A 16,137-nucleotide genomic window follows, 5' to 3' on the forward strand; every position below is an offset into this window, starting at 1 on the left:
TCGGCTTTCCGGCGATTCCGACTCTATCAGATCCTTTCGGGCCTGATTCCCGGTCGAACTCGGGTTGTCATTCCGGCTGTTGGGCCGTTCCGACGAGTGAGACTTTAGCGGAATCATCCGCCCCGACGCTAATCGGGGCTGCGTCCGTTCGAACGCAGATTCCTCATTTCGCAAACGCGCACAGAAAGACGGGCGACAAGTGTCGCTCGCTCGTAGTGTGTCCTGCGGAATGGCTGTCCGGGGACCAACCGAAGTCGGTGCTCACGTCGGACAACTCGGAGAACACTACGTACCCGTGTTTGCCGTGTCAACCGGCGCCCGGTGCCGTAGCCTCGGCTGCATGACCTCGCGTACGTGCTTCCTTCAGTGGTGGGCCGCCTGACGGCGGCCGGCACGCACGTATGCACCCAACGGCCGCCGCCTCGGCGGCCGTTTTCGTTACTCCCTTCCCTGGGGGCCGGCCGCTCGGTGCGGCGGCTCCGATCAGGAGACGGAGAACGTGATGACGCGGATCTTCAGCGGGATCAAGCCGACAGGGCACCTCACGCTGGGCAACTACCTCGGGGCACTGCGGCGGTGGGTCGAGGTCGACCAGCACGAGGCGGACGCGCTGTTCAGCGTGGTCGATCTGCACGCTCTGACGATCGACCACGATCCCGCGCGCGTGCGCAGACTCAGCAGGCAGGCGGCCACGATGATGCTGGCCGCGGGGCTGGATCCGGTGCTGTGCACTCTCTTCGTACAGAGCCATGTGGACGAACACACCCGGCTCTCGTATCTGCTGGAGTGCACGGCCACGGACGGCGAGCTGCGGCGGATGATCCAGTACAAGGAGAAGGGCGCGCTGGCGCGGGCGGCCGGACAGAGCGTGCGGGTGTCCCTGCTGACCTATCCCGTGCTGATGGCGGCGGACATCCTGGCCTACGGGACGGACGAGGTCCCTGTCGGTGAGGACCAGACGCAGCATGTGGAGCTGGCCCGGGATCTCGCCGTGCGGTTCAACCAGCGGTACGGGCACACCTTCACGGTGCCGAAGGCGACGCACCCCCCTGTCGCTGCGCGGGTCATGGACCTTCAGGACCCCACGTCGAAGATGGGGAAGTCGCACGAGTCGGGCGCCGGAATCATCTATCTCCTCGACGACGCGGACGTGGTGCGCAAGAAGATCATGCGCGCGGTGACGGACAGCGGCAGCGAGGTCGCGTACGACCGGGAGAACAGTCCGGGCATCGCGAATCTCCTGGAGATCCTGGCGTCCTGTTCGGGTGGGAACCCGATCGAGCTGGCCGGTGTATACGAGTCGTACGGGGCCTTGAAGAGGGACACGGCCGACGCGGTGGTGGAACTGCTGAGGCCGATCAGGGAGCGCTATGCCGAGCTGGCGGCGGACGCGGAACACGTCGACGAGGTGGTGAGGAAGGGAGCGGAGCGGGCCAGGGGAATGGCCCGGCCGAGGGTGGACGCCGCCTATGAGGCGATCGGGCTGCTTCCCCGGTAGCCGGCCGGGTCCGTTCACCGCCGTGGCGCCGCGGCGGTGAACGGAACGGCAGGAGAGGAGCGGCGGTCAGCCGTTGCCGGAGGCGAGCTCGCGGCTGCGGTCGCGGGCCGCCTCGATGGCGGCGATCAGGGCGGCGCGCACACCGTGGTTCTCGAGTTCGCGAATGGCGCTGATCGTGGTGCCTGCCGGGGAGGTGACGGCTTCACGGAGTTTGACGGGGTGTTCGCCGCTGTCGCGGAGCATGATGGCGGCGCCGATGGCGGCCTGCACGATGAGGTCGTGGGCCTGGGCGCGGGGCAGGCCGAGAAGGATGCCCGCGTCGGTCATGGCCTCGACGAGGAAGTAGAAGTACGCCGGTCCCGAGCCGGACAGGGCGGTGGCCGCGTCCTGCTGGGACTCGGGGACCCGCAGCGTCTTGCCGACGCCGCCGAAGATCTCGTCGGCGTGGGCGAGGTGGCCGGCGGTGGCGTGGTTGCCGGCGGAGATCACGGACATGCCCTCGTCGACGAGCACGGGGGTGTTGGGCATGACACGGACGACGGGAGTGCCTGCGGCCAGGCGCTCCTCGATGAAGGAGGTGGGGATGCCGGCAGCGGCGCTGATGATGAGCCGGTCGGCGGTGATGTGGGGCGCGAGTTCGTCGAGGAGCTTGCCCATGTCCTGGGGCTTCACCGCCAGGATGAGGATGTCGGCCCGCTTGGCGGCTTCGGCGTTGGTGACCGGCTCGACGCCGTAGCGGGTGCGGAGCTCTGTGGCGCGGTCGGAGCGACGGGTGGTGACCAGCAGGTCGGCGGACCGCCAGCCGGCTCGGATCATGCCGCTGAGGAGTGCCTCGCCGATCTTGCCCGTGCCGAGGACTGCGACTGTCTGGGTCATGGATCTGTTCACCTCGCCGGTGGGGATATGTGCGCTCATCCTCGCACCGGGGGCGGGACGGCGCCGGTGCGTCCGAGGGGCGGTACGGGTGGTGAGCTCCGTGCCGCGCCCCCGGACGCCGGTCCGTCCGGCGCCCGGCCGGTGCCCCGGTCGGGGTGCGATCGGGTTCCGGTCAGGCGTTGAGGGCGCTGCGGGAGCGCCACTCGCTCCAGGAGAGGTTCCAGTCGCCGTAGCCGTTGCCGGGGGCCACCTGGTCCTTGGAGTTCACGACGCGGACGACGTCGCCGGGGATGACCTGCTCGTAGAACCTGCGGGCGGTGCCGTCGTCGGCGAGGCCGACGCAGCCGTGGGTGACGTTGGCCTCGCCGGCGTAGACGTTCGCCCGCTTGTTCTCGTGGAGGTAGGTGCCCGACGTCGTGAGGTGGACGGCGTAGCCGTACCAGCCGCGGTAGGGGTCGGCGATGTTGACCGTGCGGGAGTCCATGAGGACCTTGCGCTGCTTGTCGAGGACGACCATGGTGCCGTTCCACGTGTCGTAGGGCGGGCGGCCCGCGGTGATCGGGATCTTCTGCGTGGGGGCGCCGTCCTTGACGACGGTCATCCGGTGGGTGCGCACGTCGACCGTGGCCACCAGCGAGCGGGCGATGGTGAAGGACCGGGAGATCTCAGGGCCGGCCTGGACGCTGACCTCGGTGTCCGGCTTCCAGAAGGTACGGGGCCGGAAGTCGACCCGCTGGCCCAGGTGGTGGTTGTGGTCCTTGATCCAGGCCCAGGCTCCGTCGACACCGGGGTCGGCGGTGACCTTGAGCTGGCGTTCCACATCGGCGCGCTCGGCCCGGGGCACGGGCTGGGCGAAGGTCACCGATATGGGCATGCCGACGCCGACGCGTGCGCCGTCGGTGATGTTGACGGATGCCTCGGCGAGGTGGCCGAGGGTGGTGGGCGACACCGGGGTCGCCGTGGGCTTCGGCTTCGCGGGGGCGGACGCGGTGGCCTCGGGGCGTTCGGCGGCGGCCGCGTCCGGCAGGACGCCGGTGTCCGAGCAGCCGGTGAGCGCGAGTGCGCAGGTCATACCGAGTACGGCGGCGGCGATGTGTCGTCGCATGAGTTTCCTCCCCCTGGGCCGGCTGGTCATCAGCCGGATCGTGTCCGGCTTCTGTACGCACGGCGGGAGGCTTCGGGTTGCACGTCGGGAAGACGGTTTTCCGTGGAACCGCGGAGGGGCGAGGGTTGTCCTACCGCTCGTGACCGAGGAGGAGTTCGACACCTTCTACGCGACCGCTTTCCCCCGGTTGGTGGGGCAGCTGTACGCGCTGACCGGTGATCACGGCGAGGCGCAGGATGTCGTCCAGGAGGCGTTCGTCCGGGCCTGGGACCGTCGTGCCTCCTTGCTGGTGGACGAGGCTCCCGAGGCGTGGATCCGTACGGTCGCGATGCGGCTCGCGGTGAGCCGGTGGCGCCGGGCGAAGCGGTGGGTGGAGCTGGTGCGCCACCAGGCGCCTGCGGACCGGGTGCCGGGCCCCGGTCCGGAACACACCATGCTGGTGCAGGCGTTGCGGCAGCTGCCGGAGCCGCAGCGGCACGCGGTGGTGCTGCACCATCTGTGCGATCTGAGCGTCGAGCAGATCGCGGCGGAGACAGGGTCCCCGACGGGGACCGTCAAGGCCCGGCTGTCGCGTGGGCGTGCCGCTCTCGCCAAACTGTTGTCTCCGGGTGAGCCCGCGGACGAGAGGGAGGGCAGCCGTGTCTGAGCACGAGCCGGACGAGCTGGGTTCCGCGCTGCGGGTACTGGCCGCCGACGCTTCCGTGCCGCCGACGCTGTCGGGCGGGCAGATCCGGCGGCGCGGTGAGGCACGCGGGCGACGCCGGCGGGCTCTCGTGGCGACAGCCGCCGTCGTGGTGCTGGGCACGGGTGCCGCGGTGGGGGTGCCATGGGTGATGGACGGGCACAAGGAGGACCGGCGGCCGGTGGCGATCGATCCGTCGAGCCCGTCGTCGGCTCCCGTGTTCGTGTACGCCCCTCCCCGCATCGACATCCGCACGAAGGTGCTGACGCTCCGGCCGGCCGGTGAGAAGGCCCGGTCCTTCCATCTGACGATGAGTGACGACGTCACCGCGGGCAAGGCGAAGGTCGCGTTCAAGAACCCGAAGCTGAAGCTCCCTGCCTTGCTGTCGACCCCGCCGGACACCGCGTACGAGGTCGAGGTCAACTGGGCGGTGAATCTCTCGCTGCCGAACGGTGAGGCGCTGTATCTGGTCGCGGACCACGTCTCGGGCATCCGCATGCACCCGGGCGTGCTGCGGATGCCGGCCGCCGATGCCAAGTGGGTCTACGACCGGCTGAAGGTCGGCGACACCGTCACGCTCACGTAGGAGCCTCAGACCGTACGGCGGCGCAGGGTCGCCGCGCCGAGCGCCAGCACCAGGACCGCGCAGGCCGCCACGATCAGCACATCGCGGATGAAGTCACCCGTGGCGTCCGGGTGGTGGAGGACCTCGGTCATGGCGTCGACGGCGTACGACATGGGCAGGACGTTCGAGATCCCTTCCAGGACGGGCTGCATCTGGTCGCGCGCGGTGAACAGACCGCAGAGCAGCAGCTGCGGGAAGATCACCGCCGGCATGAACTGCACCGCCTGGAATTCGGAGGCGGCGAAGGCCGAGACGAAGAGGCCGAGTGCGGTGCCGAGCAGGGCGTCGAGCAGCGCGACGAGGAGCAGCAGCCAGGGCGAGCCGACGACGTCCAGGCCCAGCACCCACAGCGCGAGGCCGGTGGCGAGGAGGGACTGGACGACGGCGACGAGGCCGAAGGCCAGGGCGTAGCCGGCGATCAGATCGCCCTTGCCGAGCGGCATGGCGAGCAGTCGTTCCAGGGTGCCGGAGGTGCGCTCGCGCAGGGTGGCGATGGACGCCACCAGGAACATCGTGATCAGCGGGAAGATGCCGAGCAGCGAGGCGCCGATGGAGTCGAAGGTCCGCTCGCTGCCGTCGAAGACGTAACGCAGCAGGAAGAGCATCAGGCACGGGACGAGGACCATCAGGGCGATGGACCGCCGGTCGTGGCGCAGTTGGCGCAGGACGCGGCCGGCGGTGGCGAGGGTGCGGGCGGTGCTCATCGGGCGTTCTCCTGGATGGCGTCGGTCGAGGCGGTCTCGTGCCGGACGTCGGCACCGGTCGGCCCGCGGCCGGCGGCCTGGTCGACCAGGTGCAGGAAGGCGGCCTCGACCGTCTCGGAACGGGTACGGAACCGCAGGTCGTCGGGGGTGTCCTCGGCGAGGATCTCGCCTTTGCGCATGAGCAGGAGGCGGTGGCAGCGTTCGGCCTCGTCCATCACATGGGAGGAGACGAGGATCGTCGTGCCGCGCTCGTCGGCGAGGCGGTGAAAGAGGTCCCACAGATCGCGGCGCAGGACGGGGTCCAGGCCGACGGTCGGTTCGTCGAGTACCAGCAGTTCGGGGGTGCCGAGGAGGGCGACGGCGAGCGAGACGCGGCTGCGCTGGCCGCCGGAGAGCCGTCCGGCGAGGGAGTCGGCGTGCGAGACGAGGTCGACGTCGGCGATGGCCCGGTCGACGTGCTCGTGCCGGGCGTCGCGGTGCCGGCGTCCGGGCTCCAGGACCGAGGCGAAGTACTCCAGGTTCTGGCGCACCGTCAGGTCGTCGTAGACGGACGGGGCCTGGGTGACGTAGCCGATGCGGGAGCGGAGGGCCGCGTCGCCCGCGGGCCTGCCGAGGACGTCGAGCGTGCCGGTGACGTGGGCCTGGGTTCCGACGAGTGCCCGCATGAGGGTCGACTTGCCGCAGCCGGACGGTCCGAGGAGGCCGGTGATCCGGCCGGGTGTGACGGTGAAGTCGATACCGCGCAGGACGGTGCGGTCCCCTCGTACGACGGTGAGGCCGCGGGCCAGTACGGCAACCCCAGAAGAATTCATCATGCGATGAATAATCCTCACGGGAGTGCCCTCCGTCAAGAGACCGGGAGCGGCCGCCGCCGAGAGATGGGGGGCGGGTCAGGGCGATCCCTTATGGCGATTCGGGGGAAGGGCGGACGACCGTGGGCATATGAGCCACAACAGTGAGATCTCCAGGGCCGAGCAGCGGCGGCTCGCCGTCGCCTCGGCGACACTCGGACCGTGGCGTGCGGCCGCGGCGGTCGGCGGACTGGGCGGCGGTGTCGCGCTCGCGCTGGGTGCGATCAGCGACGGCGTCGGGCTCGGCCTGGTGGCCGGCTCGCTCTCGGTCGGGCTGATGCTGTTCTTCATGGTCGGCGGAGCGGGCGCGGTGCTCGGCGGACGGCCGGCGACGGGTGACCCGTCCGACCGGCGGATACGGCGCTGGGCGGCGGCCCACCCGTGGCGGGTCGCCGTGGTCCCCGGCGCGCTGATGGCGGCCACCGATGTGGTGGTGCATCAGGCGCTCACATCACAGGGATTCTTCTCCGGCGTCTGGGACAGCCTGTGGAGGGGCCTGCTGGTGACGGGAGTCGTGGGACTGGTGGGGCGGTTCTCGCACCGGAAGGGGTGAGCAGTCCGGCTGGATGACGAGGTGCGCCGCCCAGGCACAGGGCGCGCCCATCGGGCCGCTCCGCCGTTCGGCGCGGCCGCGTACCGCCGGGTGCGCGTAGTGCTCGCCTCTAACGGCGGCGGGGCTTGCCGCCCTTGCCCTTGCGGGCGGCCGGGTTGCCGGTGCGGGTGGCGCGGCGCTTCTCGTACTGGGCGCGGGCCGTTTCGTACTCCTGGCGGTGCAGCTTCTCGCCCGGCGCCTCGACGAGCGAGCGGAGGAAGTACGCCAGGAGGACACCGACGAAGCCGATCGCCCGCAGGCTGCGCAGCGCGTCCGGAGTGGCCGCGCCGGTGGGCCTGCTGCTGAAGCCCTCCCACGTCTTACGGAAGGCGATGGCGCTGCAGACCGCGAACATGACGATGACCAGCATGTTCACAAAGCCGCCGACCGCGGCGATCTCGAGGCCCTGGTAGGCGAACCGCAGCACCAGACAGGCGGCGACGGCGGCGAGCAGCGAACCGGCGGCCGCGCCGACCCGGCGCAGCCCGTAGCCCTCGTCGTGGCCGACCCAGGTCGTGCCGAAGAAACGGATGGGCTCGGGCTGCGGACCGGCGCCCGCCACACTGCTGTCACCCTGCACGCCGCCGCCGGTCTGCACGCTGCTGTCGCTCTGCTCGCTCACGAGGTCGATTATCCCCTCGGAACCGTGCGGTCAGGAGCAGCGGATGGTCACATATCCGTCGCTGCCGGTCCGCACGTAGGCGTCGGAGACGAACTGGCCGTTGGCGATGTTGTCCCAGAGGTTGGTGGTGCCGTAGGGACCGCTGATGCGCTCCCCCGGCTTCTGGCAGTTGATCGGGACGCTCGCGCCGAGCGGCAGCACCTTCACGAGCCGGTAGTTCGTGCCGGGGCCGCTGCGGACGTTCACGCGGTGGCCGGGTGCGACCGGGTAGCGCTTGGCGGACCGGGCACCGACGTCTCCTTCGACGTCCGCGTCCGCTGCGGGCGCTTCCTGCGCTTCAGGCGACTCCGAGTCGAGCGCGCCGAGGCTCACGACGGTGTCGAGGCCGGCGGCGGCCGTGGCGATGTCCGAGCCGGCGGCGGCCGTGTCCGACGGCGCCTCGGCACGATCATCGATTTCAGGACGTACTTCCTCAAGTGCCATGAAAATATCCCCCGTTGCTGTATGTGCACTGTTCGGGCACTGTACGCCGCGCAGGCTAACAAGCCACACCTGTATCGCACGCACCATCGACTAGGCTCCGTGAGTCGCGCGTGCGCACCACGAACACGGGGGTGGGAGATGCCACCGCTGCGCAGCACCGGGCAGTCGCCGGAAGCGGAGCATCCGGAGTATGCCGGGCAGTACCGCCTCGAGGGATGCCTCGGAACAGGCGGCATGGGGGTGGTGCATCTGGCCACATCCGCATCCGGGCTGCGGCTCGCCGTCAAGGTCATCCATGCCGAGCATGCGTCCGACCCGGAGTTCAGGGCCCGCTTCCGGCAGGAGGTCGCCGCCGCCCGCAGGGTCAGCGGCGCCTTCACCGCGCCCGTCGTGGACGCCGACCCGGAGGCCGAACGGCCCTGGATGGCCACGCTGTTCATCGACGGGCCCACCCTCGCCGAGCGGGTGAAACGGAACGGTCCGCTGAGCGCCGACGAACTGCGCAGGGCCGGTGCCGGGCTCGCCGAGGCGCTGCGCGACATCCATCGCGCCGGCGTGGTGCACCGCGATCTCAAGCCGAGCAATGTGCTGCTCGCGCCCGACGGGCCGAAGGTGATCGACTTCGGGATCTCCCGCCCCTCGGACAGCGATCTGCGGACGGAGACCGGGAAGCTGATCGGTACGCCGCCGTTCATGGCACCCGAGCAGTTCCAGCGGCCGCGCGAGGTCGGACCCGCCGCGGACGTGTTCGCGATGGGCGCGGTGCTGGTGCACGCGGCGACCGGACGCGGGCCGTTCGACTCGGACAGCCACTACATCGTGGCGTACCAGGTGGTGCACAACGAGCCCGAACTGGCGGGCGTGCCGACCGATCTCGTACCGCTGTTCCGGCGGTGCCTGGCGAAGGACCCGGCGGACCGGCCGACACCGTACGAGGTGATGGTCGCGCTGCGGGAGTCCTCGCCCTCTTCGTCGTGCGACACCCAGGCGTACATTCCGGGGCCGCGCACGCCGGATCCCCGCGAGAGCGCGCCGCGGGTCGAGGACGGCGCGTCGCGGACCCCGGACGAACGGCCGCGTACGAGGGGCCCCGGCCGCAGGCTGCGGTGGGCGGCCGCGGGCCTCGCGCTACTGGTCACGGCCGGGATCGCCGTCGTCAACGCCGTGGCGGACGACGACCCGTCGCCGCCGGTGGCCGCCGCGCCCCGCACGGAGCAGGCATTCCGGGCCTGGAGTGTGCCGCTGGTGGGCGGTGACGCGGAGAACAAGACCCCGGTGTGCGGTGCCGCCGGCGGCCGTCTGTACTGCGCGGCGCCCGGGATCAGGGCCGCCCGCCTCGACCCCGCCGACGGCACGACGGACTGGTCGCTGCCGGCCGGCAGGGCTTCCGCGAAGAAGGACGAGGGGCAGACCGACGAGGGCATGACGCCCGTGGCCGCGGGCGGACTGCTGCACGTCGTCGCCCCCGGAGGGGACCGTCTCTACGCGCTCGACCCCGCCTCCGGTGCGGTACGGCGGGAGACCGACATCTCGCGGTACTCGACCGTGCGGTACGCCGGTGACGTGGTGCTGCTGGTGACCGAGGCCGGGCTGGTGCGGGCCGTCGACGCCGCGACGGGTGCGGAACGCTGGACCCGCAAGCGCGGTGGCGTCGGCACGCAGTGGGTCTCCTCCCCGGGCGGGAAGGGGCCGGTGATGTCCGCGACCCCGTCGGCCGACGGGACGTCCACGGTGGTGGCCGCGGTCGACCCGGCGAGTGGCGACCAGCTGTGGGAGAAGCGGATCAAGGGCTCGCTGACGCCGGTACAGACCGCGGACGGCGTGCTGTACCTGCTCTCCGCCGACCTCGACGGCTTCACGGACGCGGTCGTACGGGTGGGGGTGGGCGTCGGGGGCGACCGCACGGTCGGCCGAGTCCCGCTGGGCGCCCCGATCGACCAGGCGCAGGCGTCGGTCCACGGCGGCTCGGTGTACGTGAGCGGGTCGGGCGGCTCGCTGCTCGCGGTCGGCGAGAAGGGGGTGCGGTGGCGGCTGGAGACGGCGGTGACGAACCTGTCGCGTCCGGCCGCGGACGCGCGCGGGGTGTTCGTCTCGGCCGGTGACGGGCGGCTGCTGGCGGTGGACGCGGAACGCGGGGTACTGACCGGTCAGACGAAGCCGCGGATGGACGACGGGAAGTTCACGTTCGCGTCCGCGCTGCCGGCGCCGGTCGTTCTGGCGGGGCGGGTGTACGCGACGGCGCCGGACGGGTCGGTGTTCGGAGTGACGGCGGGGGACGCGGGGCGGTGGTGAGGGGCGTGCGGCGGTGTCCGCCGTGCCCTCGGTGTCCCTCGGTGTCCCTCGGTGTCCTCAAGGGCCGGACGGGCTGGGATTGCTCGCCCAGCCGGCGCATCGCTGAGGCGGAGGACGGCGTCCCGGGCCGCGTGCTGGCGCGGCAGTCGGCATCAACCGCGGACAGCCGCAGAACCGCCGCGGCGGGACGGGTGCACGGCCCGCGGCCGTGTCCTCAAACGCCGGACGGGCTGGAGTTGCCCGCCCGGCCCGCGCATCGCTGAGGCGCAGGACGGCGTCCCTGGCCGCGGGCGTGGCGCGGCAGTCGGCATCACCCATGGCGGCCGAGTCCTCAAGCGCCGGGCCGGCTGGACTGCTCGCCCGGGTCAGCGTCAGCCGAGGCGGTGAACGGCGTCCCCGTCCGCGGACAGGCGGGAATGGCTCGCCCCGCCCCACGAATCACCGAGGCGGAAGACGGCCTCCCGGACCGGACGGGCCGGGCGTGCCCGTCCGGTCCCAGCGTCAGCCGAGGCGGGAGACGTCGCGGACCGCTCCCTTGTCCGCGCTCGTCGCCATCGCCGCGTACGCCCTCAGCGCCGCCGACACCTTCCGTTCGCGCTTCTTCGGTGCGTACGCACCGGCCAGGGCCTCGCGGCGGGACGCCAGTTCCTCGTCCGTGACCAGCAGGTCGATCGTGCGGTTCGGGATGTCGATGCGGATGCGGTCGCCGTCCTCGACGAGCGCGATCGTGCCGCCCGACGCCGCCTCGGGTGAGGCGTGGCCGATCGACAGGCCCGATGTGCCGCCCGAGAAGCGGCCGTCCGTCACCAGTGCGCAAGCCTTGCCCAGGCCGCGGCCCTTCAGGAAGGACGTCGGGTACAGCATCTCCTGCATACCCGGGCCGCCCTTGGGGCCCTCGTAGCGGATGACGACGACGTCGCCCTCCTTGATCTGCTTGGTGAGGATCTTGTCGACCGCGTCCTCCTGCGACTCGCAGACGACGGCCGGTCCCTCGAAGGTCCAGATCGACTCGTCCACGCCTGCCGTCTTCACGACACAGCCGTCGACGGCGAGATTCCCCTTCAGCACGGCGAGACCGCCGTCCAGGGAGTACGCGTGCTCCAGGTCCCGGATGCAGCCGCCGGCCGCGTCGACGTCCAGCGAATCCCACCGCTCGGACTGCGAGAAAGCCTCCGCGGAACGCTTGCAGCCCGGCGCCGCGTGCCACAGTTCGACCGCTTCCTCGGACGGGGAGCCGCCGCGCACGTCCCAGGTGCCGAGCCATTCCTTGATGCCCGGGGAGTGGACGGTGTGCACGTCCTCGTTGAGCAGACCCGCCCGGTACAGCTCGCCGAGGATCGCCGGGATGCCGCCGGCGCGGTGCACGTCCTCCATGTAGTACGTGCCTCCGGGCGCGACGTTCGGCGCCACCTTGGCCAGGCAGGGCACGCGCCGCGAGACGTCGTTGATGTCGTCGAGGTCGTAGTCCAGCTCCGCCTCCTGCGCTGCGGCGAGCAGGTGCAGGATCGTGTTGGTCGAACCGCCCATGGCGATGTCGAGCGCCATGGCGTTGTCGAAGGCCGCGCGAGTGGCGATGTTGCGCGGCAGGACGCTCTCGTCGTCCTCGGTGTAGTACCGCTTGGTGATGTCGACGACCGTGCGGGCGGCGTTCTCGTACAGCGCGCGGCGGGCGGTGTGGGTGGCGAGCACCGAGCCGTTGCCGGGCAGGGAGAGGCCGATCGCCTCGGTCAGGCAGTTCATCGAGTTGGCGGTGAACATGCCGGAACACGAGCCGCAGGTCGGACAGGCGTTCTCCTCGATCCGGAGGATGTCCTCGTCCGAGACGTTCTCGTTGACCGCGTCCGAGATCGCGTTGATCAGGTCCAGCTTCCGGACCGTGCCGTCGACGAGCGTCGCCTTGCCGGCCTCCATCGGGCCGCCGGAGACGAAGACGGTGGGGATGTTGAGGCGCAGGGCGGCCATCAGCATGCCCGGTGTGATCTTGTCGCAGTTGGAGATGCAGATCAGCGCGTCGGCGCAGTGCGCCTCGACCATGTACTCGACGCTGTCGGCGATCAGGTCGCGCGAGGGCAGCGAGTAGAGCATGCCGCCGTGACCCATCGCGATGCCGTCGTCGACCGCGATCGTGTTGAACTCACGCGGCACCGCGCCCGCCGCCAGGATCGCCTCGGAGACGATCCGGCCGACCGGGGCGAGGTGCGTGTGGCCGGGCACGAACTCGGTGAAGGAGTTGGCGACCGCGACGATCGGCTTGCCGATGTCCGCGCTCGCTACGCCCGACGCCCGCATAAGGGCGCGGGCGCCCGCCATGTTGCGGCCGTGGGTGACTGTGCGGGACCTCAGCTCGGGCATCGTCGCTCGCTCCTCAATAGGGGTAGGACTCATTCGAGCGTACGCCGCCGATCCAAGATCTGGACACACCGTCCGCTATGCGGGACGCACGGCTCACGCTTCGGTCAGATACCGCTGCAGCGTGGGAGCCACCATCGCCACGATGGTCTCGGGATCGGCCGAGGCCAGGGGTTCCACCCTGATGACATAGCGCAGGATCGCGATGCCGATCATGTGCGACGCGGCGAGCTCCGCGCGGAACTTCGGGTCCGGTACGTCGAGCTCCCCGGCGATCTTCTCCAGGAGCCGCCGCAGCAGGAAGCCGCGCAGCACCGTCGCCGCCGCGTCATGGGTGAGCGCGGAGCGGATGATCGCCAGCAGCGGGCCCCGGGTGGCCGGGTTCTCCCACACGCCGATGAAGAAGCGGGCGAGCCGCTCGCCGATGCCGTCGGTGCCCTGTCCCAGGATCACCGGGACGACCAGGCTCGGTTCGAAGGACACCTCGATGGCGGCCGCGAAGACCTCTTCCTTCGTACCGAAGTAATGATGGACCAGGGCCGCGTCCACATCCGCCGCCCTGGCGATGCCGCGGACGGTCGTCTTGTCGTAGCCGCGTTCCGCGAACTCGGTGCGGGCGGCCTCCAGGATCCGCTCCCGGGCGCCGGGGCCCTCGGCCGCCTCCGTACGGGCCGGGCGGCCGCGGCGCCGGGGCGCCGTCGGGTCCGTCATGAGCCGCGCACTCCCGACGAGGTGGCGGACGCCAGATGCAGCCGGGTGAAGGCGAGGGCCTCGGCGAGATCGGCCTCGCGTTCGGCCGCGGACATCGCACGGCGGGTGTTGACCTCGATGACCACATGACCGTCGAAGCCGCCGCGGGCGAGCCGCTCCAGCAGCTCGGCACACGGCTGGTTGCCCCGGCCCGGCACGAGGTGCTCGTCCTTCGCGGACCCCTTGCCGTCGGCCAGGTGGACGTGTCCGAGCCGGTCGCCCATGCGGTCCACCATCGCCATGGTGTCCACGCGGGAGGTCGCGGTGTGCGAGAGGTCCACCGTGAAGTGGCGGTAGTCCTCCTTGGTGACGTCCCAGTCGGGGGCGTACGCGAGCATCTCGCGGTCCCGGTAGCGCCACGGGTACATGTTCTCGACGGCGAAGCGCACATCCGTCTCGTTCGCCATCCGCCAGATACCGCTGACGAAGTCCCGGGCGTACTGGCGCTGCCAGCGGAAGGGCGGGTGCACCACGACCGTGGACGCGCCGAGCTTCTCGGCGGCGGCCTGGGCACGCTGGAGCTTCAACCACGGGTCGGTGGACCACACCCGCTGCGTGATCAGCAGACACGGGGCGTGGATCGCGTGGACCGGCACCTGGTGATAGTCGGAAAGGCGGCGCAACGCCTCGATGTCCTGGCTGACGGGATCGGTCCAGACCATGACCTCGACGCCGTCGTAGCCCAGGCGCGCGGCGATCTCGAAGGCCGTCGCCGTCGACTCCGGATAGACGGAAGCCGTCGACAGGACAACCTTCGCATCCGGGATGCGCACCACTGGTTCTGCCACGGAGACAGGGTACGGGCCGTCGCTAGGCGGTGGGGAGGTGATCCAGACGGCGCAGGATGACGCCCTCGCGCAGCGCCCAGGGACAGATCTCCAGCACCTGCGCGCCGAAAAGCTCCATCGCACCCTCCGCGACCAGGGCTCCCGCCAGCAGCTGAGGGGCGCGGCTCTCGGAGACACCGGGCAGGGCGCAGCGCTGCTCGGCGGTCATCCCGGCGAGTTTCGGGACCCATTCCTGCAGCGATTTATGACTTAGTTCACGCTGCACGTACAGACCCTCCGCGGAGCGCGCGGCTCCCGCGATACGGGCCAGCTGCCGGAACGTCTTGGACGTCGCCACGATGTGGTCGGGCTTGCCGATGCGGTTGAACTCACCCACCGTACGGGCGATTTCAGCACGCACATGGCGACGCAGCGCTCGAACATCCTCGGGGTCCGGCGGGTCTCCCGGCAGCCGGGCCGCGGTCAGCCGGCCCGCGCCGAGCGGCAGCGACACCGTGGCGTCGGGCTCCTCGTCGATCCCGTACGCGATCTCCAGCGATCCCCCGCCGATGTCGAGGACGAGGAGCTTGCCGGCGGACCAGCCGAACCAGCGGCGAGCGGCCAGAAAGGTGAGCCGCGCCTCCTCCTCGCCGGTGAGCACCGTGAGGTCGACGCCCGTCTCGGCCTTGACCCGGGCCAGCACCAGGTCGGCGTTGGTGGCCTCCCGTACGGCGGAGGTCGCGAAACTCAGCACCTGCTCGCAGCCCTGGTCCTCGGCGGCCTGAGCGGCGGCCGCGACGGTGTCGATCAGCCGGTCGACACCCTCGGGGCCGATGGCGCCCGCCTCGTCCAGCAGCTCGGCGAGCCGCAGCTCCGCCTTGTGGGAGTGGGCGGGCAGCGGGCGGGCACCGGGGTGCGCGTCCACCACCAGAAGGTGCACCGTGTTCGAACCGACGTCGAGAACTCCGAGTCTCATGGACTGAACGCTACTGCCGGTGCGCGCATACGCTGGACCTGTGCCAAAGACGAAAAAGGCGAAGCAGGGCAAAGCCCTCCCCCCGAAGAAGATCCAGAGCGACGAGAAGGGTCTGGACTTCGCTCGCGCATGGGTGGAATTTCCTGATCCCGCCGACGACGAGCAGGTTTTCCGCTGCGACCTGACCTGGCTCACCTCCCGCTGGACGTGCATCTTCGGCAGCGGCTGTCAGGGCATCCAGGCGGGCCGCGCGGACGACGGCTGCTGCACGCTGGGGGCGCACTTCTCCGACGAGGACGACGAGAAGCGGGTCGCGGAGCATGTCGCGCGGCTCACCCCGGAGCTGTGGGAGTTCCACGACGTGGGGACCGAGACGGGCTGGGTGGAGGTCGACGACGACGGCGAACGCCAGACGCGCCGCTGGAAGGGCTCGTGCATCTTCCAGAACCGCCCGGGGTTCGCGGCGGGGATGGGCTGCTCGCTGCACATCCTGGCGCTGCGGGAGGGCCGGGAGCCGCTGGAGACGAAGCCGGACGTGTGCTGGCAGCTGCCGGTGCGGCGTACGTACGAGTGGATCGAGCGCCCGGACGACACGAAGGTGCTCCAGGTCTCGATCGGCGAGTACGACCGCAGGGGCTGGGGCCCGGGGGGCCACGACCTGCACTGGTGGTGCACGTCGGCGACGTCGGCGCACGGGGCGGGGGATCCGGTGTACGTGACGTACGGGCCGGAGCTGACGGAGCTGATGGGCAAGGAGGCGTACGGGGTCCTGACGGAACTGTGCGAGGCGAGGCTGGCCTCGCAACTGCCGTTGGTGGCACCGCATCCGGCGGACCCGAAGTAGTTGCGGGGGCGGGGTGCTTGGGGGCGCGGGTTCTTGAGCGGGAGCCCGGGTCCGGGGCGGGTCTTTGAGCCTCGGGTCCTTGTCGGGCGTCGGGTCCGGGGGCCCTCCGGGCTCGACTCCT

Annotated in this window: 16 protein-coding genes; 6 read left to right on the forward strand and 10 right to left on the reverse strand. The window is 70.9% G+C overall.

Translation table 11 applies throughout. The features are described 5' to 3' along the window. The first annotated feature begins 502 nt into the window (after window positions 1-502). Window positions 503-1,498, forward strand: a complete 996-nt coding sequence (gene trpS, locus ACFWU3_RS32075) for a tryptophan--tRNA ligase (protein WP_384444551.1) — start codon at window positions 503-505, stop codon at window positions 1,496-1,498. A 66-nt stretch (window positions 1,499-1,564) separates the two neighbouring features. On the opposite strand, the gene proC is transcribed toward trpS, so the two are convergent. Further along, window positions 1,565-2,374 (reverse strand): pyrroline-5-carboxylate reductase, encoded by an 810-nt coding sequence (gene proC, locus ACFWU3_RS32080; RefSeq protein ID WP_384444552.1) that lies wholly within the window; start codon window positions 2,372-2,374, stop codon window positions 1,565-1,567. Between the two features lie 172 nt (window positions 2,375-2,546). Then, window positions 2,547-3,479 (reverse strand): L,D-transpeptidase, encoded by a 933-nt coding sequence (locus ACFWU3_RS32085; RefSeq protein WP_384444553.1) that lies wholly within the window; start codon window positions 3,477-3,479, stop codon window positions 2,547-2,549. A gap of 139 nt (window positions 3,480-3,618) precedes the next feature. On the opposite strand from ACFWU3_RS32085, the gene ACFWU3_RS32090 reads away from it, so the two are divergent. Continuing rightward, on the forward strand, window positions 3,619-4,125 hold the full coding sequence (locus tag ACFWU3_RS32090; RefSeq protein WP_384444554.1) for a SigE family RNA polymerase sigma factor: 507 nt from the start codon (window positions 3,619-3,621) through the stop codon (window positions 4,123-4,125). After that, window positions 4,118-4,747: a hypothetical protein gene (locus ACFWU3_RS32095; RefSeq protein ID WP_384444555.1), complete on the forward strand. Its 630-nt coding sequence runs from the start codon at window positions 4,118-4,120 to the stop codon at window positions 4,745-4,747. The genes ACFWU3_RS32090 and ACFWU3_RS32095 overlap by 8 nt, the downstream gene beginning before the upstream one ends. A 5-nt stretch (window positions 4,748-4,752) precedes the next feature. Here ACFWU3_RS32095 and ACFWU3_RS32100 read toward each other — a convergent pair whose 3' ends face one another. After that, the gene (locus tag ACFWU3_RS32100; RefSeq protein WP_384444556.1) at window positions 4,753-5,490 is read right to left on the reverse strand and encodes an ABC transporter permease; all 738 of its coding nucleotides are present in this window, start codon (window positions 5,488-5,490) and stop codon (window positions 4,753-4,755) included. Then, complete coding sequence (locus ACFWU3_RS32105; protein ID WP_384444557.1) at window positions 5,487-6,305, reverse strand: ABC transporter ATP-binding protein; 819 nt, start codon at window positions 6,303-6,305, stop codon at window positions 5,487-5,489. The genes ACFWU3_RS32100 and ACFWU3_RS32105 overlap by 4 nt, the downstream gene beginning before the upstream one ends. A gap of 127 nt (window positions 6,306-6,432) precedes the next feature. Here ACFWU3_RS32105 and ACFWU3_RS32110 point away from each other — a divergent pair, with 127 nt between their 5' ends. Beyond that, on the forward strand, window positions 6,433-6,894 hold the full coding sequence (locus ACFWU3_RS32110) for a hypothetical protein (protein ID WP_384444558.1): 462 nt from the start codon (window positions 6,433-6,435) through the stop codon (window positions 6,892-6,894). A gap of 109 nt (window positions 6,895-7,003) precedes the next feature. Here ACFWU3_RS32110 and ACFWU3_RS32115 read toward each other — a convergent pair whose 3' ends face one another. Both ACFWU3_RS32115 and ACFWU3_RS32120 read right to left on the reverse strand, forming a co-directional pair. Then, a complete protein-coding gene (locus ACFWU3_RS32115) occupies window positions 7,004-7,531 on the reverse strand; it encodes a hypothetical protein (RefSeq protein ID WP_384444580.1) in 528 nt (175 codons plus the stop codon). Window positions 7,532-7,585: 54 nt separating this feature from the next. Further along, complete coding sequence (locus ACFWU3_RS32120) at window positions 7,586-7,927, reverse strand: peptidase (RefSeq protein WP_384444581.1); 342 nt, start codon at window positions 7,925-7,927, stop codon at window positions 7,586-7,588. A gap of 249 nt (window positions 7,928-8,176) precedes the next feature. Here ACFWU3_RS32120 and ACFWU3_RS32125 point away from each other — a divergent pair, with 249 nt between their 5' ends. Next, on the forward strand, window positions 8,177-10,330 hold the full coding sequence (locus ACFWU3_RS32125; protein WP_384444559.1) for a serine/threonine-protein kinase: 2,154 nt from the start codon (window positions 8,177-8,179) through the stop codon (window positions 10,328-10,330). A gap of 501 nt (window positions 10,331-10,831) precedes the next feature. Here ACFWU3_RS32125 and ilvD read toward each other — a convergent pair. From ilvD to ACFWU3_RS32145, 4 genes are all read right to left on the reverse strand, one after another. After that, window positions 10,832-12,682: a dihydroxy-acid dehydratase gene (gene ilvD, locus ACFWU3_RS32130; RefSeq protein ID WP_384444560.1), complete on the reverse strand. Its 1,851-nt coding sequence runs from the start codon at window positions 12,680-12,682 to the stop codon at window positions 10,832-10,834. Window positions 12,683-12,775: 93 nt separating this feature from the next. Continuing rightward, complete coding sequence (locus ACFWU3_RS32135; RefSeq protein ID WP_384444561.1) at window positions 12,776-13,390, reverse strand: TetR family transcriptional regulator; 615 nt, start codon at window positions 13,388-13,390, stop codon at window positions 12,776-12,778. Further along, a complete protein-coding gene (locus ACFWU3_RS32140) occupies window positions 13,387-14,217 on the reverse strand; it encodes a sugar phosphate isomerase/epimerase family protein (protein ID WP_384444562.1) in 831 nt (276 codons plus the stop codon). The genes ACFWU3_RS32135 and ACFWU3_RS32140 overlap by 4 nt, the downstream gene beginning before the upstream one ends. Window positions 14,218-14,239: 22 nt before the next feature. Continuing rightward, a complete protein-coding gene (locus ACFWU3_RS32145) occupies window positions 14,240-15,172 on the reverse strand; it encodes a Ppx/GppA phosphatase family protein (RefSeq protein WP_313944913.1) in 933 nt (310 codons plus the stop codon). Window positions 15,173-15,212: 40 nt separating this feature from the next. Here ACFWU3_RS32145 and ACFWU3_RS32150 point away from each other — a divergent pair, with 40 nt between their 5' ends. Continuing rightward, complete coding sequence (locus ACFWU3_RS32150; RefSeq protein ID WP_384444563.1) at window positions 15,213-16,016, forward strand: hypothetical protein; 804 nt, start codon at window positions 15,213-15,215, stop codon at window positions 16,014-16,016. Window positions 16,017-16,137: the final 121 nt, after the last annotated feature.

Source organism: Streptomyces sp. NPDC058685 (assembly GCF_042714725.1).
In the GTDB taxonomy this organism is placed as follows: domain Bacteria; phylum Actinomycetota; class Actinomycetes; order Streptomycetales; family Streptomycetaceae; genus Streptomyces.

Bases quoted from the DNA above. Each gene is read 5' to 3' on its own strand.
- trpS (WP_384444551.1), top strand. From the start codon at position 503: ATGACGCGGATCTTCAGCGGGATCAAGCCGACAGGGCACCTCACGCTG.
- proC (WP_384444552.1), bottom strand. From the start codon at position 2,374: ATGACCCAGACAGTCGCAGTCCTCGGCACGGGCAAGATCGGCGAGGCA.
- ACFWU3_RS32085 (WP_384444553.1), bottom strand. From the start codon at position 3,479: ATGCGACGACACATCGCCGCCGCCGTACTCGGTATGACCTGCGCACTC.
- ACFWU3_RS32100 (WP_384444556.1), bottom strand. From the start codon at position 5,490: ATGAGCACCGCCCGCACCCTCGCCACCGCCGGCCGCGTCCTGCGCCAA.
- ACFWU3_RS32105 (WP_384444557.1), bottom strand. From the start codon at position 6,305: ATGATGAATTCTTCTGGGGTTGCCGTACTGGCCCGCGGCCTCACCGTC.
- ACFWU3_RS32110 (WP_384444558.1), top strand. From the start codon at position 6,433: ATGAGCCACAACAGTGAGATCTCCAGGGCCGAGCAGCGGCGGCTCGCC.
- ACFWU3_RS32125 (WP_384444559.1), top strand. From the start codon at position 8,177: ATGCCACCGCTGCGCAGCACCGGGCAGTCGCCGGAAGCGGAGCATCCG.
- ilvD (WP_384444560.1), bottom strand. From the start codon at position 12,682: ATGCCCGAGCTGAGGTCCCGCACAGTCACCCACGGCCGCAACATGGCG.
- ACFWU3_RS32135 (WP_384444561.1), bottom strand. From the start codon at position 13,390: ATGACGGACCCGACGGCGCCCCGGCGCCGCGGCCGCCCGGCCCGTACG.
- ACFWU3_RS32145 (WP_313944913.1), bottom strand. From the start codon at position 15,172: ATGAGACTCGGAGTTCTCGACGTCGGTTCGAACACGGTGCACCTTCTG.